Below are 25,890 nucleotides of genomic sequence, written 5' to 3'. Positions count from 1 at the left end.
GGGAGAGCGGCCACCCGGCCGTGCGCTCACGGGTGGGAGCCGTCCGTGAGCGCGCCGGGACTCACCCGTGATGGTGCCGCCACCCCTCCCACGCCGACGCCACCATCTCGCGTACGTCCCGGCGGGCCTGCCAGCCCAGCTCCGTGCGGGCGCGGGTGGCGGAGGCGACGGCGCGGGGGGCGTCGCCGGGGCGGCGGGGGTCGACGACCGGCGGGGTCGTTGCGCCGGTGATGTCGGCGATCACCGAGATCAGTTCGCGGACCGAGACGCCCTCGCCGCGGCCGATGTTCAGGGTCAGGTCGCCGGTGAAGGTGTCGTCGGAGAGGCGGCGGGCCGCCGCGAGGTGGGCGTCCGCGAGGTCGGCGACGTGGATGTAGTCGCGGACGCAGGTGCCGTCCGGGGTCGGGTAGTCGTCGCCGAAGATCCGGGGGGCCTCGCCCCGGGCGAGGCGGTCGAAGACCATGGGGACGATGTTGAAGACGCCGGTGTCCGACAGCTCCGGGGCGGCGGCCCCGGCCACGTTGAAGTAGCGCAGGCACACCGTCGAGATGCCGTGCGCCCGGCCCGCCGCACGCACCAGCCATTCACCGGCCAGCTTGGTCTCGCCGTAGGGGTTCACCGGCACGCACGGGGTGTCCTCGGTGATCAGGTCCACGTCCGGGTTGCCGTACACCGCCGCCGAGGAGGAGAACAGCAGCCGCCGCACCCCGCCCTCCGCCATCGCGTCCAGGAGCGTGCCGAGACCGCCCAGGTTCTCCCGGTAGTAGCGGACGGGCTCCGCCACCGACTCCCCGACCTGCTTGCGCGCCGCGAGATGCACCACACCGCTCACCCCGTGCTCGGCCAGCACCCGCTTCAGCAGCTCCCCGTCCAGCGTCGAGCCCTCGACCAGCGGCACCCCCTCGGGCAGCCGCTCCGGCACGGCGGCCGACAAGTCGTCGAGCACCACGGCACGCTCCCCGGCACCGGCCAGCGCCCGCGCCACGTGTGCCCCGATGTATCCGGCTCCGCCGGTGATCAGCCACGTCATGGTCGCCCACCCTATGCCGCCCCGCACCCGCCCCGGCGGCACCCGCACCGCCGCCCCTCTGTCCCGCGATGCCCGGGTCTGCGCCCCGCGGTTTGTGGGGCGGCCCCCGCATCCCCGATGATGATCGCGGCATGGGCAGGGAGGACGCCACGACGGACCCGCGAGGGCCGGCCCGTGAACGCCCGGTGAACGACGGCTCCGGCCGATCGGATAGCCTCTGCCGACATGCCGCCCAGGGTGCCGAAGGCAGGGCGCCCCATCACGCATCACGCAAGCGACCGGCGCCGACGCGCCGGCACCCAGGGAGTGAGTTCGGTTGTCGACCGCCATCGTCACCGGTCAGCCGGTACCCGGATCGTCTCTCGAGGGCGATCTGCGGTCCCTCGGCTTCGACGTGCGTGTGGCCGCCGACGCCGCCGAGGCCGAGACCCTGCTCGCGACCGTTCCGACGAGCCACCGCGTCGCCCTGGTCGACGCCCGCTTCGTCGGCCACCCGCACGCGCTGCGCCTCGGCCTGACCGACCCCCGCTTCCCGCTCGCCGCCGTCCCCGGCGCCGTCACCGCGCAGGCCACCGCCCGCCAGGCCCTCAGCCGCGCCCTGACCCGCGAGACCAGCGCGGGCGGCGGCACCGCCGTCGCCGTGGACAGCCTGCCCGACCGCCTGGTCACCGCCCTGGACGCCGACTACGGCGAGGTCCACCGCCCCGAGCTGGGCAGCCTCGTCGCCACCGTCCCCACCGACCCCCAGGTCCGCAACGAGGCCCGGCAGGCCGTCGCCGCCGTCGACGACGAGGCCGTACGCCTGAAGTCCGCCGTGAAGTCCCGGGACGGCTTCTTCACCACCTTCTGCATCAGCCCGTACTCGCGTTACCTCGCCCGCTGGTGCGCCCGCCGGGGCCTGACCCCCAACCAGGTCACCACCGCCTCGCTGCTCACCGCGCTCATAGCGGCGGCCTCGGCCGCGACGGGCACCCGCGCCGGGTTCATCGCCGCAGGTGTCCTGCTGATCGCCTCCTTCGTGCTGGACTGCACCGACGGCCAGCTCGCCCGCTACTCCCTGCAGTACTCCACCCTCGGCGCCTGGCTCGACGCCACCTTCGACCGCGCCAAGGAGTACGCCTACTACGCCGGTCTCGCCCTCGGCGCGGCCCGCGGCGGCGACGACGTATGGGCCCTCGCGCTCGCCGCGATGATCCTCCAGACCTGCCGCCACGTCGTGGACTTCTCCTTCAACGAGGCCAACCACGACGCCACCGCCAACACCAGCCCCACCGCCGCCCTCTCCGGCAGGCTCGACAGCGTCGGCTGGACCGTGTGGCTGCGCCGGATGATCGTCCTGCCCATCGGCGAACGCTGGGCCATGATCGCCGTCCTCACCGCCGCGACCACGCCGCGCATCACCTTCTCCGTCCTCCTGATCGGCTGCGCGCTGGCCGCGACGTACACCACGGCGGGGCGCGTCCTCCGCTCGGTGACCCGCAAGGCCCGGCGCACCGACCGGGCCGCCGAGGCGCTGGCCGACCTGGCCGACCCCGGCCCGCTCGCCCAGCGCCTGAGCCGCCTGTTCCGGCGCGGCCTGCCCGGCTACGGCGCCCCCGCCGTCGCCCTCCTCGGCGCCGCCGCCGTGGTCCTCTGCTCGGCGCTGCCCGGCTACGGCAGCCCGCTGCCGGTCGTCGGCGCCGTCCTCTACGTCCTCGCCTCGGCCTTCGCCGTGGCCCGCCCGCTCAAGGGCGCCCTCGACTGGCTCGTGCCGCCCTTCTTCCGGGCCGCCGAGTACGGCACGGTCCTCGCCCTCGCCGCCCGCGCCGACGTCCCCGGGGCCCTCCCGGCGGCGTTCGGGCTGGTCGCGGCCGTCGCCTACCATCACTACGACACGGTGTACCGCATCCGCGGCGGCGCCGGCGCGCCGCCCGCGTGGCTCGTGCGCGCCATCGGCGGTCAGGAGGGGCGGGTCCTGCTCGTCGCCGTCCTCGCCGCGCTGCTGACCGCCTCGCGGTTCACCGTCGCGCTCACGGTCCTCGCCGTGGTCATCGCCTTGCTGGTGCTCGCCGAGAGCATCCGCTTCTGGGTGTCCGCAGGGGCGCCCGCCGTTCACGACGAAGGAGAAACCGCATGATCGGCCTCGTGCTGGCGGCCGGCGCCGGACGGCGTCTGCGCCCCTACACCGACACGCTGCCCAAGGCGCTCGTGCCGGTCGGGCCGGAGGGCGACGAGGAGTCGCTGACCGTTCTCGACCTCACCCTGGGCAACTTCGCCGAGGTGGGTCTGACCGAGGTCGGTGTCATCGTCGGTTACCGCAAGGAAGCCGTGTACGCCCGCAAGGAGGCCCTGGAGGCCAAGTACGGGCTGAAGATCACGCTGATCGACAACGACAAGGCCGAGGAGTGGAACAACGCCTACTCCCTGTGGTGCGGTCGTGACGCGCTCAAGGACGGCGTGATCCTGGCCAACGGCGACACGGTGCACCCGGTGTCGGTCGAGAAGACGCTGCTCGCCGCGCGTGGTGAGGGCAAGAAGATCATCCTCGCGCTGGACACGGTGAAGTCCCTGGCGGACGAGGAGATGAAGGTCGTCGTGGACCCCGACAAGGGTGTCCAGAAGATCACGAAGCTGATGGACCCCTCGGAGGCCACCGGTGAGTACATCGGCGTGACCCTGATCGAGGGTGACGCGGCCGAGGAGCTGGCCGACGCGCTGCGTACGACCTTCGAGCGCGACCCGCAGCTGTACTACGAGGACGGCTACCAGGAGCTGGTGAACCGCGGCTTCAAGATCGACGTGCAGCCGATCGGCGAGGTCTCCTGGGTCGAGATCGACAACCACGACGACCTCGCCCGGGGACGGGAGATCGCGTGCCGGTACTGACGAGGCTCATCCCGTCGCCGGTCGTCGTCGACATCCGCCCGGGTGCCCTCGACGACCTGGCCACCGTCCTCGCCGACGAGCGCGTCTCGCACTCCGGCCGTCTCGCCGTCGCCGTCAGCGGCGGCTCGGGCGCCAGGCTGCGCGAGCGCGTCGCCCCCCAGCTGCCCGGCGCGAGCTGGCACGAGGTGGGCGGCGGCACCCTGGACGACGCGATCCGCCTGGCCGACGAGATCCGCGGCGGTCACTACGACGCCGTGGTCGGACTCGGCGGCGGCAAGATCATCGACTGCGCCAAGTACGCCGCGGCGCGGGTCGGCCTGCCGCTCGTCGCCGTACCGACCAACCTCGCGCACGACGGCCTGTGCTCGCCGGTCGCCACCCTGGACAACGACGCGGGCCGGGGCTCCTACGGTGTGCCCAACCCCATCGCCGTCCTGATCGACCTGGACGTCATCCACGACGCCCCGGCACGCTTCGTGCGCTCCGGCATCGGCGACGCGATCTCCAACGTCTCCGCCATCGCGGACTGGGAGCTGGCCAACCGGGTCAACGGCGAGAAGATCGACGGACTCGCCGCCGCCATGGCCCGCCAGGCGGGCGAGGCCGTGCTGCGCCACCCCGGCGCCATCGGCGACAACGAGTTCCTCCAGGTCCTCGCCGAGGCCCTGGTCCTCTCCGGCATCGCCATGTCGGTCTCCGGCGACTCGCGCCCCTCCTCGGGCGCCTGCCACGAGATCAACCACGCCTTCGACCTGCTCTTCCCGCAGCGCGCCGCCAGCCACGGCGAGCAGTGCGGTTTCGGCGCCGCCTTCGCGATGTACCTGCGCGGAGCGCACGAGGAATCGGCCCACATGGCCGAGGTGCTGCGCCGGCACGAGCTGCCGGTCCGGGCCGAGGAGATGGGCTTCACGGTGGACGAGTTCGTCCGCGTCGTGGAGTTCGCCCCCGAGACCAGGCCCGGCCGCTACACGATCCTCGAACACCTCGACCTCAAGCCGACCCAGATCAAGGACATCTACGCCGACTATGTCAAGGCCATCGGTAGCTGAACTCCGTCCGGTCGTCCACCCCGCCGGGGTGAAGGACCGGCGCAGCGGTGAGCACTGGGCGGGACGCCTCTACATGCGCGAGGTGTCCCTGCGTATCGACCGCTACCTGGTCAACACCAGGATCTCGCCCAACCAGCTCACGTACCTGATGACCGTCTGCGGCGTGCTCGCGGCCCCGGCCCTGCTGGTGCCGGGGATCTGGGGCGCCGTCCTCGGCATCGTGGCCACCCAGCTGTATCTGCTGCTGGACTGTGTGGACGGCGAGATCGCCCGCTGGCGCAAGCAGTACTCGCTCGGCGGGGTCTACCTCGACCGGGTCGGCGCCTACCTCACCGACGCCGCCGTCCTGGTCGGCCTCGGCCTGCGCGCCGCCGACCTGTTCGGCACCGGCCGCATCGACTGGCTGTGGGCCTTCCTCGGCACGCTCGCCGCGCTCGGCGCGATCCTCATCAAGGCGGAGACCGACCTCGTCGGCGTCGCCCGGCACCAGGCCGGGATGCCCCCGGTCAAGGAGTCGGCCGCCGAGCCGCGTTCCTCCGGGATGGCGCTCGCCCGGCGTGCCGCCGCCGCGCTCAAGTTCCACCGGCTCATCCTCGGCATCGAGGCGTCGCTGCTGATCCTGGTCCTCGCGATCGTGGACCAGGCGCGCGGCGACCTGTTCTTCACCCGGCTCGGCACCGCCGTGCTGGCGGGCATCGCCCTGCTGCAGACCGTGCTGCACCTGGTGTCCATTCTCGTGTCCAGCAGGCTGAGGTGAACGGCATGGCCGAGACGAACGGCATGAAGGTCGGCGCGGTCGTCATCACGATGGGCAACCGGCCCGAGGAGCTGCGGGCCCTGCTCGACTCCGTCGCCAAGCAGGAGGGCGACCACGTCCAGGTCGTCGTCGTCGGCAACGGCTCGCCGGTGCCCGACGTTCCCGAGGGCGTGCGCACCGTCGAGCTGCCCGAGAACCTGGGCATCCCCGGCGGACGCAACGTCGGCATCGAGGCGTTCGGACCCGGCGGCAGCGACGTCGACATCCTGCTCTTCCTGGACGACGACGGCCTCCTCGCCCGGTACGACACCGCCGAGCTGTGCCGCGAGGCGTTCGCCGCCGACCCCCGGCTCGGCATCATCAGCTTCCGCATCGCCGACCCCGAGACCGGCGAGACCCAGCGCCGTCACGTGCCCCGGCTGCGCGCCTCCGACCCGATGCGCTCCTCGCGGGTGACCACCTTCCTCGGCGGCGCCAACGCCGTACGCACCAAGGTGTTCACCGAGGTCGGCGGGCTGCCCGACGAGTTCTTCTACGCCCACGAGGAGACCGACCTCGCCTGGCGCGCGCTGAACGCGGGCTGGATGATCGACTACCGCTCCGACATGGTGCTGTTCCATCCGACCACCGCGCCCTCCCGGCACGCGGTCTACCACCGCATGGTCGCCCGCAACCGGGTCTGGCTGGCCCGCCGCAACCTCCCCGCCCTGCTCGTCCCCGTCTACCTCGGGGTCTGGCTGCTGCTCACCCTGCTGCGCCGCCCCTCGGGACCGGCCCTGAAGGCGTGGTTCGGCGGCTTCAAGGAGGGCTGGAGCACCCCGTGCGGTCCCCGCCGCCCGATGAGCTGGCGTACCGTGTGGCGGCTGACCCGGCTGGGCCGGCCGCCGGTGATCTGACAAGCTCGACGGTGGCCCCGGGCAAAAGACGGCGGCCCCGGGCCAGAAGACGAACGCACGACGTACCCGATGTATACGACGTACTCGAAGACGAAAGTTTCCACCCGTGAGTGAGACATTCCATGACGGCGGTGTCGCGGTGACCGCGGCCCCGTCGCCCGACGAGGGACTGACGGCGGAGCAGCTGGCCGCCAAGTACGGGCTCGCGGTGAGCGGCGCCCGGCCCTCGCTCGTCGAGTACATCCGCCAGCTGTGGGGCCGGCGCCACTTCATCGTCGCCTTCTCCCAGGCGAAGCTGACCGCGCAGTACAGCCAGGCCAAGCTCGGCCAGCTGTGGCAGGTCGCCACCCCGCTGCTGAACGCGGCCGTCTACTACTTCATCTTCGGCTTCATCCTGCACGCCAGCCGGGGCATGTCGCACGACGTGTACATCCCGTTCCTGGTCACGGGCGTCTTCGTGTTCACCTTCACGCAGAGCTCGATCATGTCCGGCGTCCGCGCGATCTCCGGCAACCTGGGCCTGGTGCGCGCCCTGCACTTCCCGCGCGCCTCGCTGCCCATCTCCTTCTCGCTGCAGCAGCTCCAGCAGCTGCTGTTCTCCATGATCGTCATGTTCCTGGTGGCGATCGGCTTCGGGAACTACCCCCGGCTGTCCTGGCTGCTGATCATCCCGGTGCTGGTGCTCCAGTTCCTCTTCAACACCGGTCTCGCGCTGATCGTGGCCCGCATGGGCGCCAAGACCCCCGACCTCGCCCAGCTGATGCCCTTCCTGCTGCGCACCTGGATGTACGCCTCGGGCGTCATGTTCTCCATCAACCACATGCTGGCGGGCAAGCCGGACTGGCTCGTCCGCGCCCTGCAGGCCAACCCGGCCGCCGTCTACATGGACCTCATGCGCTTCGCGCTGATCGACGGCTACGGCGCCTCGAACCTGCCCCCGCACGTGTGGGGCCTCGCCGCCTTCTGGGCCGTGGTGATCTTCGGCGGCGGCTTCGTGTACTTCTGGAAGGCTGAGGAGCGGTACGGCCGTGGCTGAGCACAACACCGGCGATCACCGTCCGACCGTCATCGCGGACGAGCTGCACATCGTCTACCGGGTCAACGGGGCCAGGACCGGCAAGGGCAGCGCCACCGCCGCCCTGAGCCGCATCGTCAAGCGCGGCGAGGAGCGCGGGGTGCGCAAGGTGCACGCCGTGCGCGGGGTCTCCTTCGTCGCCTACCGGGGCGAGGCCATCGGCCTGATCGGCTCCAACGGCTCCGGCAAGTCCACCCTGCTGCGGGCCATCGCGGGTCTCCTCCCGGCCGAGAAGGGCAAGGTCTACACCGACGGCCAGCCCTCCCTGCTCGGCGTCAACGCGGCCCTGATGAACGACCTGACCGGTGAGCGCAACGTCATCCTGGGCGGTCTCGCGATGGGCATGTCCCGCGAGCAGGTCCGGGAGCGCTACCAGGACATCGTCGACTTCTCCGGGATCAACGAGAAGGGCGACTTCATCACCCTGCCGATGCGGACCTACTCCTCCGGCATGGCGGCCCGGCTCCGCTTCTCCATCGCGGCGGCCAAGGACCACGACGTCCTCATGATCGACGAGGCGCTGGCCACCGGCGACCGCAAGTTCCAGAAGCGCTCCGAGGCCCGCATCCGCGAGCTGCGCAAGGAGGCCGGAACGGTCTTCCTGGTGAGCCACAACAACAAGTCGATCCGCGACACCTGCAACCGCGTCCTGTGGCTGGAGCGCGGCGAACTCCGCATGGACGGACCCACCGAAGAGGTCCTCAAGGAGTACGAGAAGTTCACGGGCAAGTGACCCGAGCGGCCCCGGGCCCCGCCGGAACTTCTCCGGCGGGGCCCGGCGTCTGCAAAAGAAGCGTCAACTCCGGCCGCGCGTAGGAATCTTGACGCCAATCGGTGTGTTGTTGTGATGCGCCGGACACCCCGACGAACCCTGTCGCGTTGTACAACGTAAGCTGTACCGGTGCCGGAAACCGGCAAGTAGGGCGATAATGCGCGACACCCTCCGCCGGGCGACCTCCCCCGGAGGGCAGGCGGCGTGTCCGAAATAGTGTGTATCGGTTCCGCAGTGTAGAACGGGAGATGTGACGGCAATGGCTACGGAAACTCCCCAGCTCAGCGCAGCATGTGCCGTCCCCGCCCCGGGCAGCGCGCGGTGACGGGAACCGACACGGCGACGGCATTGGAACGCGCCACACTGGACAAGGCCACGAGCGAGAACTTCCCCGTGGCCCCTTTCTTCCTGCCCCGCGCCTGGCGCGACGACCTCATGGCCGTCTACGGCTTCGCCCGCCTCGTCGACGACATCGGTGACGGCGACCTCGCCCCCGGCGGCGCCGACGCCCGCGTCCTCGGTGTCCCCGAGGCCGACGCCAAGGACCGCCTCGCCGTCCTCGACGCCTTCGAGGCCGACCTGCGCCGCGTCTTCGACGCCACCCCACGCCACCCGCTGCTGCGACGCCTGCAGCCCACCGTGCGCCGCTGCCGCATCAGCCCCGAGCCCTTCCTCGGCCTGATCGCCGCCAACCGCCAGGACCAGCTCGTCAAGCGCTACGAGACCTACGACGACCTGCGCGCCTACTGCGAACTGTCCGCCAACCCCGTCGGCCGCCTCGTCCTCGCCGTCACCGGCACGACGACGCCCGAGCGGGTCCGCCTGTCCGACGCGATCTGCACCGCGCTGCAGATCGTCGAACACCTCCAGGACGTCGCCGAGGACCTCGGCCGCGACCGGATCTATCTGCCCGCAGAGGACATGAAGCGCTTCCACGTCCAGGAATCCGACCTCACTGCCAAGAGCGCCGGCGCATCGGTGCGCGCGCTGGTCGCGTACGAGTCACAACGCGCCCGCGATCTGCTGAATGAAGGCGCCCCCCTCGTGGGTAGCGTCCACGGCAGGCTCAAGCTGCTGCTCGCGGGGTTCGTGGCGGGGGGAAGGGCGGCGGTCGACGCGATCGCCGCCGCCGGATTCGACGTCCTTCCCGGCCCTCCCAGACCCGGCAGGCTCCGGCTGCTGCGCGAGGTGGGCGTGACCCTGCGAGGAGAGGGGTGATCCGGTCCGTGGAGTCCACACCGCACGTGTCCGCACCGGTACTCGCCGCCTACCGGTACTGCGAGACCGTCACCGGCCAGCAGGCCCGCAACTTCGCCTACGGCATCCGCCTGCTGCCCACACCCAAGCGCCGCGCCATGTCCGCGCTCTACGCCTTCTCCCGGCGCGTGGACGACATCGGCGACGGCGAGCTGCCCGACGACGTGAAGGTCGCGCGCCTGGAGGAGACCCGGGCGCTGCTCACCCGCGTCCACGCGGGCGAAGTCGAGGAGGACGACACCGACCCGGTGGCCGTCGCCCTCGCGGACGCCGCCCGCGCCTTCCCGATCCCCCTCGGCGGCCTGGACGAGCTGATCGACGGCGTCCAGATGGACGTGCGCGGCGAGAGCTACGAGACCTGGGACGACCTCAAGGTCTACTGCCGCTGCGTCGCCGGAGCCATCGGACGCCTCTCGCTCGGCGTCTTCGGCACCGAACCCGGAGCGCGCGGCGCCGAACGCGCCCCCGAGTACGCCGACACCCTCGGCCTCGCCCTCCAGCTCACCAACATCCTGCGCGACGTCCGCGAGGACGCCGAGGGCGGCCGTACCTATCTGCCCTCCGACGACCTCGCCAAGTTCGGCTGCTCGGCCGGGTTCGCCGGACCCACCCCGCCCGAGGGCTCCGACTTCGCGGGCCTCGTCCACTTCGAGGTCCGCCGCGCCCGCGCTCTGTTCGCCGAGGGCTACCGGCTGCTGCCCATGCTCGACCGGCGCAGCGGCGCCTGCGTCGCCGCCATGGCCGGCATCTACCGCCGCCTGCTCGACCGCATCGAGCGCGACCCCGAGGCCGTGCTGCGCGGCCGTGTCTCGCTGCCCGGCCGCGAGAAGGCGTACGTCGCCGTGCGCGGCCTGTCCGGGCTCGACACCCGGCACGTCACCCGCCAGACCCTCAGGAGGCGCGCCTGATGGCCCCGGCGGACGAGACGGGCGCCACCCGTCCGAGAGGGCGGGCAACCCCGGACTGCGGCGTGGCGTCCCTGACTGCGACGGCCGAGCGTGCACCGTTCAACCAGCACGCGCGGCACGCACGGAAGGACGCACGATGAGCGACGGCGCACGCCCCGCACCGGAGCACTCCGGCCCCACGGCACCCGCGGACGGCACACCGCGGCACGCCGTCGTGGTCGGCGGCGGCCTCGCCGGGACCACCGCGGCCCTCGCGCTCGCCGACGCGGGCGTCCGCGTCACCCTCCTCGAAGGCAGGCCGCGCCTGGGCGGCCTCGCCTTCTCCTTCCAGCGCGACGGACTGACCGTGGACAACGGCCAGCACGTCTATCTGCGCTGCTGCACCGCCTACCGCTGGTTCCTCGACCGCATCGAGGGCGCGGCACTGGCACCGCTGCAGGACCGTCTCGACGTACCCGTCGTGGACGCCGACAAGCCCGAGGGCAGGCGGCTCGGCAGGCTGCGGCGCGACCCGCTGCCCGTCCCCCTCCACCTGGGGCGCAGCCTGGCCGCCTATCCGCACCTCTCGCTCGCCGAGCGTGCCGCCGTCGGACGGGCCGCGCTCGCGCTCAAGGGGCTCGACCCCACCGATCCGGCCCTGGACACCCAGGACTTCGGCGGCTGGCTGGCCGCCCACGGCCAGTCGGCGCGCGCCGTCGAGGCCCTGTGGGACCTGGTCGGTGTCGCCACCCTCAACGCGGTCGCGGGCGACGCCTCGCTGGGACTCGCCGCGATGGTGTTCAAGACCGGTCTGCTGTCCGACCCGGGCGCCGCCGACATCGGCTGGGCCCATGTCCCGCTGGGCGAACTGCACGACCGGCTCGCCCGCAAGGCGCTCGACTCCGCGGGCGTGCGCACCGAGGTCCGTACACGCGTCACCTCCCTCACCCAGAACGGAAACGGCGGCTGGAGCGTTCAGGTTCCCGGCGAGAGCCTGCACGCCGACGCCGTCGTCCTCGCCGTACCCCAGCGCGAGGCGCACGACCTGCTGCCGCCCGGCGCGCTCGACGACCCCGGACGGCTGCTGCGCATCGGCACCGCGCCGATCCTCAACGTCCATGTCGTCTACGACCGCCAGGTCCTCGCCCGGCCCTTCTTCGCCGCGCTCGGCTCGCCCGTGCAGTGGGTCTTCGACCGCACCGCCGCCTCCGGGCTGACCGGCGGCCAGTACCTGGCGCTGTCCCAGTCGGCCGCCCAGGACGAGATCGACACCCCCGTCGCCGAACTGCGCGAGCGCTATCTGCCCGAGCTGGAGCGGCTGATCCCCGGCACCCGCACCGCGCGCGTACGGGACTTCTTCGTGACCCGGGAGCGCACCGCCACGTTCGCCCCCGCCCCCGGCGTCGGACGGCTGCGGCCCGGCGCCCGCACCAAGGCGTCCGGCCTGTACCTGGCCGGAGCGTGGACCGCCACCGGGTGGCCCGCGACCATGGAGAGTGCGGTCCGCAGCGGCGTGAGTGCGGCCGACGCCGCCCTCGGCGCCCTCGGCCGCCCCCGCCCCCGTCACCTCTTCGCTCTCGAGGAGGCGGCGTGATGCTCGATCAGGAGCACGCGGGCCGGCCCCGCACCCCCGGTACCGCAACAAGAGGAGAGACTGTGCCCACTGTGCCGCCCCCGGCCTCGACCGCCGCAGACGCGGTGGACGTGACCGCGCTGCTGGAGCGCGGCCGGACCCTGGCCACCCCGGTCCTGCGCGCGGCCGTCGACCGGCTGGCGCCGCCCATGGACACCGTCGCCGCCTACCACTTCGGCTGGATCGACGCGGCGGGCAACCCGGCCGACGGCGACGGCGGCAAGGCCGTACGCCCCGCGCTCGCGGTCCTCTCCGCCGAGGTCACCGGCGCCGCCCCCGAGGTGGGCGTGCCCGGCGCCGTCGCCGTCGAACTGGTCCACAACTTCTCGCTGCTGCACGACGACCTGATGGACGGCGACGAGCAGCGCCGCCACCGCGACACCGTCTGGAAGGTGCACGGCCCCGCCCAGGCCATCCTGGTCGGCGACGCCCTGTTCGCCCTCGGCAACGAGGTCCTGCTGGAGCTCGGCACCGTCGAGGCCGGGCGCGCCACCCGGCGGCTGACCACCGCCACCCGGGCCCTGATCGACGGTCAGGCCCAGGACATCTCCTACGAGCACCGCGACCGCGTCAGCGTCGAGGAGTGTCTGGAGATGGAGGGCAACAAGACCGGCGCCCTGCTCGCCTGCGCCTCCTCCATCGGCGCGGTCCTCGGCGGCGCCGGTGACGCCACCGCCGACGCGCTGGAACGGTACGGCTACCACCTCGGCCTCGCCTTCCAGGCCGTCGACGACCTGCTCGGCATCTGGGGCGACCCGGAGTCCACCGGCAAGCAGACCTGGAGCGACCTGCGCCAGCGCAAGAAGTCCCTGCCCGTGGTCGCCGCGCTCGCCGCGGGCGGCCCCGCCTCCGAGCGCCTGGGCGAGATCCTTGCCGCCGATGCCAAGAGCAGCGACTTCGCGAACTTCTCCGAGGCCGAGTTCGCGGCCCGCGCCGCCCTCATCGAGGAGGCGGGCGGCCGTGAGTGGACGGCGGACGAGGCCCGGCGCCAGCACGCCGTCGCCGTCCAGGCCCTCGACGCCGTCGACATGCCCGACCGGGTGCGGGTCGCCTTCACGGCGCTCGCCGACTTCGTCGTCGTCAGGAAGAGATGATCACTATCGGCCGAATAACCCTCGCGTAGTCGCCGGCCGGTGCGGCGCGATGACCGACACCGGCCGACGGCGGACCCGCAGCAGCACGACTCGTACGACTGCACGAAGGGGAAGCCATGACAGCGACGACCGACGGAAGCACCGGGGCGACCATTCCGCCCCGTGCCGACGCGGCCAGCGAAACCGACAGCACCACCCCCCAGGCGGCCGGGGTACCCGAGGCCGCCGAACGCGCCGTACGCCGGGCCACGGAGCACCTGCTCGCCAGGCAGGACCCCGAGGGCTGGTGGAAGGGCGACCTGGAGACCAACGTCACCATGGACGCCGAGGACCTGCTCCTGCGCCAGTTCCTCGGCATCCGCGACGAGGCCACCACCCGGGCCGCCGCCCTGTACATCCGGGGCGAGCAGCGCGAGGACGGCGCCTGGCCCACCTTCTACGGCGGCCCCGGCGAACTCTCCGCCACCATCGAGGCGTACGTCGCCCTCCGTCTGGCCGGAGACGCCCCCGACGCCCCGCACATGGCCCGCGCCTCGGCCTGGGTCCGCGAGCGCGGCGGCATCGCCTCCGCCCGCGTCTTCACCCGGATCTGGCTCGCCCTGTTCGGCTGGTGGAAATGGGAGGACCTGCCCGAACTCCCCCCGGAACTCATCTGGTTCCCCACCTGGCTGCCGCTCAACATCTACGACTTCGGCTGCTGGGCGCGGCAGACCATCGTGCCGCTCACCATCGTCTCCGCCAAGCGCCCGGTGCGCCCGGCGCCCTTCGCGCTGGACGAGCTGCACACCGACCCGGCCCACCCCAACCCGCCAAGGCCCTTCGCCCCGCTGGCCAGTTGGGACGGGGCCTTCCAGCGTCTTGACCGCATGGTGCACAAGCTGCGCCGGGCCGTACCGCGCCGTCTGCGCGACGCCGCGATCGGCAGCGCCGCCCGCTGGATCATCGAACGCCAGGAGAACGACGGCTGCTGGGGCGGCATCCAGCCCCCCGCCGTCTACTCGGTCATCGCCCTGCACCTGCTCGGCTACGACCTCGAACACCCCGTCATGCGCGCGGGGTTGGCGTCCCTGGACCGCTTCGCCGTCTGGCGCGAGGACGGCTCCCGGATGATCGAGGCATGCCAGTCCCCGGTGTGGGACACCTGCCTCGCCACCATCGCCCTGGCCGACGCCGGACTCCCCGCGGACCACCCGCAGTTGGTCAAGGCCGCCGACTGGATGCTCGGCGAGGAGATCCGCCGCCCCGGCGACTGGGCCGTCAAACGCCCTCAACTCCCGCCGGGCGGCTGGGCGTTCGAATTCCACAACGACAACTACCCCGACATCGACGACACCGCCGAGGTCGCCCTCGCCCTGCGCCGGGTCCGCCATCCCCAACCCGTCCGCGTGGACGGGGCGATCGGCCGCGCCGTGCGCTGGAACCTCGGGATGCAGTCCAAGAACGGCGCCTGGGGCGCCTTCGACGTCGACAACACCAGCCCGTTCCCCAACCGGCTGCCCTTCTGCGACTTCGGCGAGGTCATCGACCCGCCCTCCGCCGATGTCACCGCGCACGTCGTGGAGATGCTCGCCGCCGAAGGACTCGCCCACGACCCGCGCACCCGGCGCGGCATCGACTGGCTCCTGGCCGAACAGGAGGCGGACGGCTCGTGGTTCGGCCGCTGGGGCGTCAACTACGTCTACGGCACCGGCTCCGTCGTCCCCGCCCTCACCGCCGCCGGACTCCCCGGCTCGCACCCGGCGATCCGCCGCGCGGTCGCCTGGCTGGAGCGCGTCCAGAACGACGACGGCGGCTGGGGCGAGGACCTGCGCTCCTACAAACACGTCACGGAATGGAGCGGCCGGGGCACCTCCACCGCCTCCCAGACCGCCTGGGCCCTCATGGCGCTCCTCGCGGCCGGGGAGAAGGACGCCAAGGCCGTCGAACGCGGCGTCAGGTGGCTCGCCGAGACCCAGCGCGAGGACGGCTCCTGGGACGAGCCCTACTTCACCGGCACCGGCTTCCCCTGGGACTTCTCCATCAACTACCACCTCTACCGGCAGGTGTTCCCGCTCACCGCGCTCGGCCGCTATCTGCACGGCGACCCCTTCGACAAGGCACCCCTCGCCACCGCAGGAGGCAGGCACGCCGGAGCCGAGGGCCGCTGAATGACCACCCGGCCCGCCCCGGCACCGCTGCTGATCGCCTGCGCGCTCGGCATCGAACGCCTCGCCCTGCGCACCGGCGACCGCGGCGGTTCCGGCAGCAGGCCCGTCGTCGTCCGCACGGGCATGGGCCCGCGCGCGGCGCAGCGGGTCGTCGGCCGGATGCTGGCCACACCCGACCTCGCCGGTGCCGCCGTCCTGGCCACCGGCTTCTGCGCCGGGCTCGCGCCCGGCATGCACCCCGGCGACCTCGTGGTCGCCGAGGAGACCCGAGACCCGCGCGGCACCGTGCCGTGCGTCCGTACCGATCTGCTCGTCAAGGAGCTGACCCGGGCCCTGCCCGGCCGTACCGTCCACACCGGTCCCCTGACCGGCTCCGACCACGTGGTGCGCGGCCCCGAGCGCGCCGACCTCCTGGCCACCGGCGCCATCGCGGTGGACATGGAATCGGCCGCCACCCTGCTGACCGCCGTCCGCGTCGGTGCCCGCCAGGTTGCGGCCGTACGGGTGGTCGTGGACGCTCCAGAACATGAACTCGTCCGCATCGGAACGGTACGCGGTGGAATATCGGCCTTCCGTGTGTTGCGTTCCGTACTTCCCGCGTTTTTCGAATGGCACCGTTCCTTGCCGCTCCCCCGGAGGTGAGCCAGATGGCCATGCCGTTGCGTCAGTCCATCAAGGTCGCTACGTACCTGGCGGAACAGAAGCTCCGCAAGCGGGACAAGTTCCCGCTGATCGTCGAGCTCGAACCGCTCTTCGCCTGTAACCTGAAGTGCGAGGGCTGCGGCAAGATCCAGCACCCCGCCGGGGTGCTCAAGCAGCGGATGCCCGTCGCCCAGGCCGTGGGCGCCGTTCTCGAGTCCGGCGCGCCGATGGTGTCCATCGCCGGTGGCGAGCCGCTGATGCACCCGCAGATCGACGAGATCGTGCGCCAGCTGGTCGCCAAGCGCAAATACGTCTTCCTGTGCACCAACGCCATGCTGCTGCGCAAGAAGATGGACAAGTTCACCCCCTCGCCCTACTTCGCCTTCGCGGTGCACATCGACGGGCTGCGCGAGCGGCACGACGAGTCCGTGGCCAAGGAGGGCGTGTTCGACGAGGCCGTGGAGGCCATCAAGGAGGCCCAGCGGCGCGGCTTCCGCGTCACCACCAACTCCACGTTCTTCAACACCGACACCCCGCAGACCATCGTCGAGGTCCTGAACTTCCTCAACGACGACCTCAAGGTGGACGAGATGATGATCTCGCCCGCCTACGCCTACGAGAAGGCGCCCGACCAGGAGCACTTCCTCGGCGTCGAGCAGACCCGCGAGCTGTTCAAGAAGGCCTTCTCCGGCGGCAACCGCAGGCGCTGGCGGCTCAACCACTCCCCGCTCTTCCTGGACTTCCTGGAGGGCAAGGTCGACTTCCCCTGCACCGCCTGGGCGATCCCCAACTACTCCCTCTTCGGCTGGCAGCGCCCCTGCTACCTGATGAGCGACGGCTACGTGCCCACGTACCGCCAGCTCATCGAGGACACCGACTGGGACAAGTACGGCCGCGGCAAGGACCCGCGCTGCGCCAACTGCATGGCGCACTGCGGCTACGAGCCCACCGCCGTCCTCGCCACCATGGGCTCCCTCAAGGAGTCGCTGCGGGCCATGCGCGAGACCGTCTCAGGAAACCGGGAGTGAGGCCGTGACCGCCGTATCCCTGGGCGTTCCCGAGGTACCGCCCCGGGCGCTCGCGCCCCGGCGGACATCGCGCCAGATCCATGTGGGCGCGGTGCCCGTCGGGGGCGGGGCGCCGGTGTCCGTGCAGTCCATGACGACGACGCGTACGTCGGACATCGGGTCGACGTTGCAGCAGATCGCGGAGCTGACGGCGTCGGGCTGCCAGATCGTGCGGGTGGCGTGTCCGACGCAGGACGACGCGGACGCGCTGGCGACGATCGCGCGGAAGTCGCAGATCCCGGTGATCGCGGACATCCACTTCCAGCCGAAGTACGTCTTCGCGGCGATCGAGGCGGGGTGTGCGGCGGTCCGGGTGAATCCGGGCAACATCAAGCAGTTCGACGACAAGGTCAAGGAGATCGCGCGGGCGGCGAAGGACCACGGCACCCCGATCCGCATCGGGGTGAACGCGGGTTCCCTGGACCGCCGCCTCCTGCAGAAGTACGGCAAGGCGACCCCCGAGGCGCTGGTGGAGTCGGCGCTGTGGGAGGCGTCCCTCTTCGAGGAGCACGACTTCCGGGACATCAAGATCTCGGTGAAGCACAACGACCCGGTCGTGATGATCGAGGCGTACCGGCAGCTGGCCGCGCAGTGCGACTACCCCCTCCACCTCGGTGTGACCGAGGCGGGCCCCGCGTTCCAGGGCACGATCAAGTCGGCGGTGGCCTTCGGCGCGCTGCTCTCCCAGGGCATCGGTGACACGATCCGGGTCTCCCTGTCGGCCCCGCCCGCCGAGGAGGTCAAGGTGGGCCTGCAGATCCTGGAGTCCCTGAACCTCAAGCAGCGCGGCCTGGAGATCGTCTCCTGCCCGTCCTGCGGCCGTGCCCAGGTGGACGTGTACAAGCTGGCCGAGGAGGTCACGGCCGGGCTGACGGGCATGGAGGTCCCGTTGCGCGTCGCGGTCATGGGCTGCGTGGTGAACGGCCCGGGCGAGGCCCGCGAGGCCGACCTCGGCGTCGCCTCCGGCAACGGCAAGGGCCAGATCTTCGTCAAGGGCGAAGTCATCAAGACCGTCCCGGAGTCGAAGATCGTGGAAACGCTCATCGAGGAGGCGATGCGGCTCGCGGAGGAAGCCAACGAGGAGTCGGAACAGGCGAGTTGAGACAGGGCACGGCACACGGACCGAGAGGGGGCCGGCGTGACGATTCTGGAAAGAATCCGGGGACCACGTGATCTGAAGGCGCTGACGAAGGAAGAGCTGGGCGAACTGTCCGCCGACGTACGGCAGTTCCTGGTGGACGCGGTGTCCCGGACCGGCGGCCATCTCGGGCCCAACCTGGGCGTGGTGGAACTCTCCATCGCCCTGCACCGGGTCTTCGAGTCGCCCGTGGACCGCATCCTGTGGGACACCGGCCACCAGAGCTATGTGCACAAGCTGCTGACGGGACGTCAGGACTTCTCCAAGCTGCGCGGCAAGGGCGGTCTGTCCGGCTACCCCTCGCGCGAGGAGTCCGAGCACGACGTCATCGAGAACAGCCACGCCTCCACCGCGCTCGGCTGGGCCGACGGCCTCGCCAAGGCCCGCCAGGTGCTGGGGGAGCGCGGCCATGTGGTCGCCGTCATCGGTGACGGCGCGCTGACCGGCGGCATGGCCTGGGAGGCGCTGAACAACATCGCCGCCGCCAAGGACCGCCCGCTCATCATCGTCGTCAACGACAACGAACGCTCCTACGCCCCCACCATCGGCGGCCTCGCCAACCATCTCGCCACCCTGCGCACCACCGACGGCTACGAACAGGCCCTCGCCTGGGGCAAGCAGGTGATCCGGGGCACCCCGATCGTCGGCAAGTACGTCTACGAGGCCCTGCACGGCGCCAAGAAGGGCTTCAAGGACGCCTTCGCCCCGCAGGGCATGTTCGAGGACCTGGGCCTGAAGTACGTCGGCCCCATCGACGGCCACGACATCGGCGCCGTCGAGTCCGCGCTGCGCCGCGCGAAACGCTTCCACGGCCCCGTCCTCGTCCACTGCCTCACCGAGAAGGGCCGGGGCTACGCGCCCGCCCTCGCGGACGAGGCCGACCACTTCCACACCGTCGGCGTGATGGACCCGCTCACCTGCGCCCCGCTCGCCCCCTCCAACGGGCCTTCCTGGACCTCGGTGTTCGAGGACGAGATCGTCCGCATCGGCGAGGAGCGCGAGGACGTCGTCGCCATAACGGCGGCCATGCTCCACCCCGTCGGCCTCGGCCGCTTCGCCGAGCGCTTCCCCGACCGGGTGTGGGACGTGGGCATCGCGGAACAGCACGCGGCCGTCTCCGCCGCCGGACTCGCCACCGGCGGACTGCACCCGGTCGTCGCCGTCTACGCCACCTTCCTCAACCGCGCCTTCGACCAGCTCCTCATGGACGTCGCCCTGCACCGCTGCGGGGTCACCTTCGTCCTGGACCGGGCCGGGGTCACGGGCGTGGACGGCGCCTCGCACAACGGCATGTGGGACATGTCCGTCCTCCAGGTCGTCCCCGGACTGCGCATCGCCGCCCCGCGCGACGCCGTCCAACTCCGCTCCCAGCTACGGGAAGCCGTCGCCGTGGACGACGCGCCCACGCTGGTCCGCTTCCCCAAGGAGTCCGCCGGACCGGAGATCCCGGCGGTCGGCCAGGTGGGCGGCATGGACGTCCTCCACCGCGACGAACAGCCCCAGGTCCTGCTGGTCGCCGTCGGCGTGATGGCCTCCGTATGCCTCCAGGCGGCGAACCTCCTCACGGCACGCGGGATCGGCTGCACGGTCGTCGACCCCCGCTGGGTCAAGCCCGTCGACCCGGCGCTGCCCCAACTCGCCGCCGAACACCGGCTGGTGGCAGTCGTCGAGGACAACAGCCGCTCCGCCGGGGTCGGGTCGGCCGTCGCGCTCGCGCTCGGGGACGCCGATGTGGACGTGCCCGTACGGCGGTTCGGGATTCCGGAGCAGTTCCTCGCCCACGCCAAGCGGGCCGAGGTACTGGCGGACATCGGGCTCACGCCCGTCGAGATCGCGGGGCGGATCAGCGGGAGCCTCGCCGCACACGACGTACACCGGCGTCCGGGCCAGGAGAAACAGGAGAGCTGAATGAGCACGGAGTTCGATCTCGGCGCCCTCCTCGCCGAGCGCGGCGCCGAACGTTACGACCTGCACGCGCGGTATCTCAACCCCCAACTCCCGCGCATGCTGCACACGATCGGCTTCGACAAGGTCTACGAGCGGGCCGAGGGCGCCCACTTCTACGACGCCGAAGGCAACGACTACCTGGACATGCTCGCCGGGTTCGGGGTGATGGGCCTCGGCCGTCACCACCCGGTCGTCCGCAAGGCCCTGCACGACGTGCTCGACCTCGACCTCGCCGACCTCACCCGCTTCGACTGCCAGCCCCTGCCCGGGCTCCTGGCGGAACGGCTCCTCGCCCACAGTCCGCACCTGGACCGGGTGTTCTTCGGCAGCAGCGGCACCGAAGCCGTGGAAACCGCGCTGAAGTTCGCCCGCTACGCCACCGGCCGCCCCCGCATCCTCTACTGCGACCACGCCTTCCACGGCCTCACCACCGGCTCCCTCTCCGTCAACGGCGAGCGCGGCTTCCGCGACGGCTTCGCACCCCTGCTGCCCGACACCGCCGTACCCCTCGGTGATCTCGACGCGCTGAAGCGGGAGTTGAAAAAGGGCGACGTGGCCGCCCTCGTCGTGGAGCCGATCCAGGGCAAGGGCGTGCACGAGGCGCCGCCCGGCTATCTGCGGGCCGCGCAGGAACTCCTGCACCAGCACAAGGCGTTGCTCATCGCGGACGAGGTGCAGACCGGCCTCGGCCGCACCGGCGACTTCTACGCCTACCAGCACGAGGACGGCGTGGAACCGGACCTGGTCTGCGTGGCCAAGGCCCTCTCCGGCGGCTATGTGCCCGTGAGCGCGACCCTCGGCAAGGACTGGATCTTCAAGAAGGTCTACTCCTCCATGGACCGCGTCCTGGTGCACTCCGCGAGCTTCGGCTCCAACGCCCAGGCCATGGCCGCCGGACTCGCCGTGCTCTCCGTCATGGAGGACGAGCAGATCGTCGCCCGCGCCCGTACGGTCGGCGAGCTGCTGAAGTCCCGGCTCGCCGCGCTGACCGCCACGTACGAGCTGCTGGCCGACGTGCGTGGGCGCGGGCTGATGATCGGCATCGAGTTCGGGCGCCCCGACTCGCTCAAGCTGCGCGGGCGCTGGACCATGCTCCAGGCCGCCCGCAAGGGGCTCTTCGCGCAGATGGTCGTCGTACCGCTGCTGCAACGGCACCGCATCCTCACCCAGGTCTCCGGCGACCACCTGGAGGTGATCAAGCTGATTCCGCCGCTGGTGATCGACGAGGCGGACGTGGAGCGGTTCGTGGAGGCGTTCACTGCGGTCATGGACGACGCGCACAGCGGGGGCGGGCTGATGTGGGACTTCGGGCGGACGCTGATCAAACAGGCGGTCGCGGGGCGGTGACGTTGCGCTGAGCCTCGGGCCCTGGGGCGTTTTTGCCTCTGAGGCAAGAAAATTGCCGCACAGGCAAAAGTGCGGCTCAATGGAGGCATGAACGCCTCAGACGCCGTGCCACCGGCGGGCCAGGGGGACGACCTGCCCGCCGTGGCGCCGCAGCTGCGCGCCCTGCGCCGTCGCGCCGGGCTCACCCTGGAGGCCGCGGCCTCCTCCGCCGGGCTCTCCCCGGCCCATCTCTCCCGGCTCGAGACCGGGCAGCGCCAGCCCTCGCTGCCGATGCTGCTCGCGCTCGCCCGTATCTACGGTACGACCGTCTCCGCACTGCTCGGCGAGACCACCGCCGACCGCGACGCGATCGTACGCGCCGCCGACATGGAGCCCACCGGCGCGGCCGGCTGGACCTACTTTCAGGCCGGTTCCTCCGGGCGCGGCATGCAGGCGCTGCGCGTGCAGATCCCGTACCGCGCCCGGCCCGACATCGTGCGCGTCCACCCCGGCGAGGAGTGGCTGTACGTCCTCAAGGGCCGCCTCAGGCTCGGCCTCGGCGACGGCAGCCATCTGCTCGGGCCCGGGGACAGTGCCCACTTCGACTCGCTCACCCCGCACCGGCTCACCGCCGAGGATCACGACGGGGTCGAGCTGCTGTTCGTCCACACCCTGCTCCAGAGCCCCACGGCCGCGCTGTGCCTGGGGCACCCGACCGGAGGGCCGTCATGAGTGACTACGAGGAGAAGCTGCCGCGCTCGCTGTGGGTACGGCTGGTGGTGTACGTCGCCCTCGGGCACGTCCTGGCCGCGTTCCTGTTCCTGCTGTTCTCGCTGGGGGCGAAGGGGTGAGGTGAGGGGGGCCGCTCGGGCGGGGCGTGCCGTGGGCGGGGCGCGCTGGTGCCGGAGCGGGGCGGGCCTCGGCGGGCCCGCCGCTCGCTCAGTCGACCAGGCGGGCGCGCAGCCGCTCCCGCGTCCCGTCGGCCAGCTTCAGACCCCGCTCCAGATAGGCGTCCACGTCGCCCCAGGTCTCCTCGATGCTGTCGAAGGCCGCCGCGAGGTATTCGGCGCGGGCGTCGAAGAGCGGGCTCAGCAGCTCCATCACCTCGGGCGTGTACGCGGTGTCGGGGCTGCCGCTGCGCCGGACCTTGTAGCGGCGGTGCTTGGCGTTGGACATCAGATAGTCGCTGGTGATCGCGGAGCGCTCCACGCCCACCGCGAGCAGCGTCACCGCGACCGAGATCCCGGCGCGGTCCTTGCCCGCCGCGCAGTGCATCAGCGCGGGCACACTGTCCTCGGCCAGCGCGTGCAGCACCCGCGAGTGCTCGGCGGTGCGCTCCTTGACGATCTTCCGGTACGAGGCGACCATGCGGTCCGCGCCCTTGCCGCCCGCGAGAATGCCGCGCAGCTGGTCCAGATTCCCGTCCCGCACCAGCTTCCAGAACTCGGCGCCGTCGGCCGGGTCGCTCAGCGGAAGGTTCACATTCCGCACGCCGGGCAGTTCCACGTCCGGGCCTTCGAGACGGCGGTCGGCCGCGTTGCGGAAGTCGAACACCGTGTGCAGCCCCAGCGACGCGAGAAAAGCGGCGTCCTCGTCGGTCGCGTGCGCGAGATGACCGCTGCGGAACAGCACACCGTGCCGCACCCGCCGTCCGTCCACGGTCGGCAGTCCGCCCACATCGCGGAAATTGCGTACGGCGGCCAGCTCGGGCTCGGTCGACGGGACCTGCTGCGTCACGGATGCTCCTCCCGGTCGGCCCCGCCGCGCGGCTCGGCGGCGGGCGCTGAGTCGACGATACGACATCGCCTCCGTCCCGCCCGGGTCCGTGCTCCACCCGGCGCCGGAGCTGCGAAGACGTCCCTTTCGGCGCCGCTTTCCGACGGGCTTTCAGCAGGGCTTTCGGCGCGGCATTCCGACCGCTTTTCCACCCCGCTTTTGATCGGCGCCGCCTATTCCGTGATTGGCAAACTCTTTAAGAGTGTCTTATCTCACCGTTCGTCAACCCCTTCCTACGGTCGCGTAAGTCACATCCGAGGGTGAATCATGGTGCGATGTGGCAGACGATTCGAAGAGTGACAACACATCAATGATCGGGTCGTACGTGGCGGTGGGGGACAGCTTCACCGAGGGCGTCGGCGACCCCGGCCCCGACGGGGCGTTCGTGGGCTGGGCCGACCGGCTCGCGGTACTCCTCGCCGACCGGCGGCCTGAAGGCGACTTCACGTACACCAACCTCGCGGTGCGCGGAAAGCTGCTCGACCAGATCGCGGCGGACCAGGTGCCCAAGGCCGCCCGGCTCGCCCCGGACCTCGTGTCCATCTGCGCCGGTGGCAACGACATCATCCGCCCCGGCACCGACCCGGACGACGTGGCCGAGCGGTTCGAGCAGGCGGTGGCGCTGCTCGCGGCCTCGGCGGGCACCGTGCTGGTGGCGACCGGCTTCGACACACGCGGCGTGCCGCTGCTCAAGCATCTGCGCGGCAAGATCGCGACCTACAACGGGCATGTCCGTGCCGTCGCCGACCGGTACGGCTGCCCCGTGCTCGACCTGTGGTCCCTCAAGTCCGTCCAGGACCGCAGGGCTTGGGACGACGACCGGCTGCACCTCTCGCCCGAGGGGCACACCCGGGTCGCCCTGCGCGCGGGCCAGGCCCTCGGGGTGAAGATCCCGGCCGACCCGGAGCAGGCCTGGCCGGAGCTGCCGCCCCGGGGCACGCTGGAGATCCGCCGCGACGACGTCCACTGGGCCCGCCAGCACCTCGTGCCGTGGATCGGCCGCAGGCTGCGGGGGGAGTCCTCCGGGGACCATGTGACGGCGAAGGGCATGCTGTCACCGGCGGACATCAAGATGCGGATCGCCTCGGTGGCGTGAGGCGGTGAGGGCGCACATGTGGTCGGCACACATAGGTGCTGGCCACATGTGCGCCAGCCACATGTGCGCCGTACCCACTCCCCGCCCGGCACCCACTCCCTGCTCGGCCCCGCTCAGCGGTACCAGCCGTACCGCTCCGCGATCACCGGCAGCCGGTCGGCCGCCAGGGCATGGGCGGCGGCCCGCGGTGTCGTACCGTCCGCCTCCGCGCGGTCCAGCATCAGCCCGGTCAGCGCGCGCATCGACCGGCGCAGCTGCGCGAACGCCTCCTCGGCGTCGGGCCCGATGTCACCGAACAGGGTCCACCACCACCAGGCGTTCGTACCGGAGTTGACCACCACGTCGGGCAGGACGCACACCCCGCGCGCGGTCAGTGCGGCCTCCGCCTCCGGCAGCACGGGCATGTTGGCCGCCTCCACGATCCAGCGCGCCCTGATGCGTTCCTGGTCGGTGGCGTCGATCGCGTACGACACGGCGGCGGGCACCAGCACCTCGGCGTCGGCCGACAGCCAGGCGTCGCCCGGCAGTTCGCGGTCGCCCGGCCGCAGCACGGCCCGGTCGACGGTCCCGTGGGCGTCCCGCGCCGCCAGCAGCGCCTCCACGTCGAGCCCCGACGGGTTGGCGATGGTCCCCTTGACGTCCGCCACGGCCACGACGGTCAGGCCCGCCCGCGCCAGGAACCGGGCGGTGGCCCCGCCCATCGTGCCCAGCCCCTGCACGGCAACACGCGTACCACGGCGGGGTGTTCCGGCCCGGTCCAGCGCGGTCAGACACGCCTCGGCGACTCCGCAGCCACCTGCCAGCTCGTCCAGGCCGATCCCGTCCACCTCGACCGCGAAGGCAGCCGCGAGGCGTGCGCGGGCGGCGGGTTCGTCGTCCAGCAGCGGATACACGGCCTGCACCGAGGAGACGAGCCCCGCCTCCGCCGCCGCCCGGTCCACCAGGTCCTGGGTGAGCCCGAGGTCTTCCCCGGTGGTCCAGCAGCTCTCGATGTACGGCCGCATGGCACGCAGGTACCGCACGAGCAGCCCGTACGCCTCCGGGTCGCGCGGATCGCAGTCGATCCCGCCCTTGGCCCCGCCGAGGGGGACGTAGCGGCTCGCCGGGTCGTAGTGCAGGGCCTCCTTCATCGTCATGCCGCGCGCGAGCCCGGTGACCTCCGCCAGCGTGCACCCGGCCCGCATCCGCAGGCCCCCGCTGGCCACGCCCCGCACCAGCCGGTCGACGACGAGGAAGCCCTGGCGGCCGGTGAGGTGGTCGGTCCAGGTGAGGGAGATCAAGGGGGCGGGGGTGGTCAACGGGGTGCTCCTTTACCGGGGTGGGAATAGCGACGCCGTACCGGGCGTTTCTCTGTCCCGGCTGAGTCACTCAGCCCCCGGCGGACCCGTGTGCCGGGGGTGCCGCCCATAATGGGGCACCACCAAGACGCCGTTACC

Annotated in this window: 24 protein-coding genes; 21 read left to right on the top strand and 3 right to left on the bottom strand. The window is 71.8% G+C overall.

What is annotated here, in order from left to right; all coding sequences use genetic code 11:
- Positions 1–61 precede the first annotated feature (61 nt).
- A complete protein-coding gene (gene galE / locus B079_RS0115895; protein ID WP_018546820.1) occupies positions 62–1,030 on the bottom strand; it encodes a UDP-glucose 4-epimerase GalE in 969 nt (322 codons plus the stop codon).
- A gap of 316 nt (positions 1,031–1,346) precedes the next feature.
- Here galE and B079_RS0115890 point away from each other — a divergent pair, with 316 nt between their 5' ends.
- The 20 genes from B079_RS0115890 to B079_RS32155 all read left to right on the top strand — a co-directional run bounded on the left by B079_RS0115890 (position 1,347) and on the right by B079_RS32155 (position 22,433).
- Positions 1,347–3,146: a DUF5941 domain-containing protein gene (locus B079_RS0115890; protein WP_018546819.1), complete on the top strand. Its 1,800-nt coding sequence runs from the start codon at positions 1,347–1,349 to the stop codon at positions 3,144–3,146.
- A complete protein-coding gene (locus B079_RS0115885; RefSeq protein WP_018546818.1) occupies positions 3,143–3,895 on the top strand; it encodes a sugar phosphate nucleotidyltransferase in 753 nt (250 codons plus the stop codon). Before B079_RS0115890 ends, B079_RS0115885 begins: the two co-directional genes overlap by 4 nt.
- Positions 3,883–4,944 (top strand): iron-containing alcohol dehydrogenase family protein, encoded by a 1,062-nt coding sequence (locus B079_RS0115880; protein ID WP_018546817.1) that lies wholly within the window; start codon positions 3,883–3,885, stop codon positions 4,942–4,944. Before B079_RS0115885 ends, B079_RS0115880 begins: the two co-directional genes overlap by 13 nt.
- Entirely contained in the window at positions 4,922–5,701 is a 780-nt protein-coding gene (locus B079_RS0115875; protein ID WP_078495963.1) for a CDP-alcohol phosphatidyltransferase family protein, read from the top strand. Before B079_RS0115880 ends, B079_RS0115875 begins: the two co-directional genes overlap by 23 nt.
- A 23-nt stretch (positions 5,702–5,724) precedes the next feature.
- The gene (locus B079_RS0115870) at positions 5,725–6,597 is read left to right on the top strand and encodes a glycosyltransferase family 2 protein (protein WP_026248745.1); all 873 of its coding nucleotides are present in this window, start codon (positions 5,725–5,727) and stop codon (positions 6,595–6,597) included.
- Between the two features lie 106 nt (positions 6,598–6,703).
- Positions 6,704–7,633, top strand: a complete 930-nt coding sequence (locus tag B079_RS0115865; protein WP_026248744.1) for an ABC transporter permease — start codon at positions 6,704–6,706, stop codon at positions 7,631–7,633.
- On the top strand, positions 7,626–8,405 hold the full coding sequence (locus B079_RS0115860; RefSeq protein WP_018546813.1) for an ABC transporter ATP-binding protein: 780 nt from the start codon (positions 7,626–7,628) through the stop codon (positions 8,403–8,405). The genes B079_RS0115865 and B079_RS0115860 overlap by 8 nt, the downstream gene beginning before the upstream one ends.
- Before the next feature lie 330 nt (positions 8,406–8,735).
- Positions 8,736–9,662: a squalene synthase HpnC gene (gene hpnC / locus B079_RS0115855; RefSeq protein ID WP_199779923.1), complete on the top strand. Its 927-nt coding sequence runs from the start codon at positions 8,736–8,738 to the stop codon at positions 9,660–9,662.
- Positions 9,659–10,609 (top strand): presqualene diphosphate synthase HpnD, encoded by a 951-nt coding sequence (hpnD, locus tag B079_RS0115850; protein WP_018546811.1) that lies wholly within the window; start codon positions 9,659–9,661, stop codon positions 10,607–10,609. Before hpnC ends, hpnD begins: the two co-directional genes overlap by 4 nt.
- A complete protein-coding gene (locus tag B079_RS36565) occupies positions 10,609–10,749 on the top strand; it encodes a DUF6380 family protein (RefSeq protein ID WP_420705771.1) in 141 nt (46 codons plus the stop codon). The genes hpnD and B079_RS36565 overlap by 1 nt, the downstream gene beginning before the upstream one ends.
- Positions 10,746–12,182 carry a hydroxysqualene dehydroxylase HpnE gene (hpnE, locus tag B079_RS0115845; protein ID WP_018546810.1) on the top strand — a complete coding sequence of 479 codons (1,437 nt, stop codon included), beginning with the start codon at positions 10,746–10,748 and terminating at the stop codon, positions 12,180–12,182. The genes B079_RS36565 and hpnE overlap by 4 nt, the downstream gene beginning before the upstream one ends.
- On the top strand, positions 12,182–13,315 hold the full coding sequence (locus B079_RS0115840; protein ID WP_026248742.1) for a polyprenyl synthetase family protein: 1,134 nt from the start codon (positions 12,182–12,184) through the stop codon (positions 13,313–13,315). The genes hpnE and B079_RS0115840 overlap by 1 nt, the downstream gene beginning before the upstream one ends.
- 116 nt (positions 13,316–13,431) lie before the next feature.
- Entirely contained in the window at positions 13,432–15,462 is a 2,031-nt protein-coding gene (gene shc / locus B079_RS0115835; protein ID WP_018546808.1) for a squalene--hopene cyclase, read from the top strand.
- A complete protein-coding gene (locus tag B079_RS0115830; protein ID WP_018546807.1) occupies positions 15,463–16,104 on the top strand; it encodes a hypothetical protein in 642 nt (213 codons plus the stop codon).
- 5 nt (positions 16,105–16,109) lie between these two features.
- Positions 16,110–17,132 (top strand): adenosyl-hopene transferase HpnH, encoded by a 1,023-nt coding sequence (gene hpnH / locus B079_RS0115825; protein WP_018546806.1) that lies wholly within the window; start codon positions 16,110–16,112, stop codon positions 17,130–17,132.
- A gap of 4 nt (positions 17,133–17,136) precedes the next feature.
- Positions 17,137–18,273: a flavodoxin-dependent (E)-4-hydroxy-3-methylbut-2-enyl-diphosphate synthase gene (ispG, locus tag B079_RS0115820; protein WP_018546805.1), complete on the top strand. Its 1,137-nt coding sequence runs from the start codon at positions 17,137–17,139 to the stop codon at positions 18,271–18,273.
- Positions 18,274–18,309: 36 nt separating this feature from the next.
- Positions 18,310–20,217: a 1-deoxy-D-xylulose-5-phosphate synthase gene (dxs, locus tag B079_RS0115815; RefSeq protein ID WP_018546804.1), complete on the top strand. Its 1,908-nt coding sequence runs from the start codon at positions 18,310–18,312 to the stop codon at positions 20,215–20,217.
- Positions 20,218–21,603 (top strand): aspartate aminotransferase family protein, encoded by a 1,386-nt coding sequence (locus B079_RS0115810; protein WP_018546803.1) that lies wholly within the window; start codon positions 20,218–20,220, stop codon positions 21,601–21,603.
- A gap of 87 nt (positions 21,604–21,690) precedes the next feature.
- Positions 21,691–22,314 carry a helix-turn-helix domain-containing protein gene (locus B079_RS0115805; protein WP_018546802.1) on the top strand — a complete coding sequence of 208 codons (624 nt, stop codon included), beginning with the start codon at positions 21,691–21,693 and terminating at the stop codon, positions 22,312–22,314.
- A complete protein-coding gene (locus B079_RS32155) occupies positions 22,311–22,433 on the top strand; it encodes a DUF6126 family protein (protein WP_018546801.1) in 123 nt (40 codons plus the stop codon). Before B079_RS0115805 ends, B079_RS32155 begins: the two co-directional genes overlap by 4 nt.
- A gap of 88 nt (positions 22,434–22,521) precedes the next feature.
- Here the strand turns inward: B079_RS32155 and B079_RS0115795 are convergent, their stop codons facing one another.
- Positions 22,522–23,319 (bottom strand): tyrosine-protein phosphatase, encoded by a 798-nt coding sequence (locus B079_RS0115795; protein WP_018546800.1) that lies wholly within the window; start codon positions 23,317–23,319, stop codon positions 22,522–22,524.
- Between the two features lie 349 nt (positions 23,320–23,668).
- On the opposite strand from B079_RS0115795, the gene B079_RS0115790 reads away from it, so the two are divergent.
- Positions 23,669–24,454, top strand: a complete 786-nt coding sequence (locus B079_RS0115790; protein WP_018546799.1) for an SGNH/GDSL hydrolase family protein — start codon at positions 23,669–23,671, stop codon at positions 24,452–24,454.
- Between the two features lie 113 nt (positions 24,455–24,567).
- On the opposite strand, the gene B079_RS0115785 is transcribed toward B079_RS0115790, so the two are convergent.
- The gene (locus B079_RS0115785) at positions 24,568–25,752 is read right to left on the bottom strand and encodes a glutamate dehydrogenase (RefSeq protein WP_018546798.1); all 1,185 of its coding nucleotides are present in this window, start codon (positions 25,750–25,752) and stop codon (positions 24,568–24,570) included.
- Positions 25,753–25,890: the final 138 nt, after the last annotated feature.

Source organism: Streptomyces sp. LaPpAH-108 (assembly GCF_000373625.1).
Taxonomy (GTDB): domain Bacteria; phylum Actinomycetota; class Actinomycetes; order Streptomycetales; family Streptomycetaceae; genus Streptomyces.
Note: the sequence above shows the minus strand (reverse complement) of the source record. Positions and strands in the feature narration are given on the sequence as shown.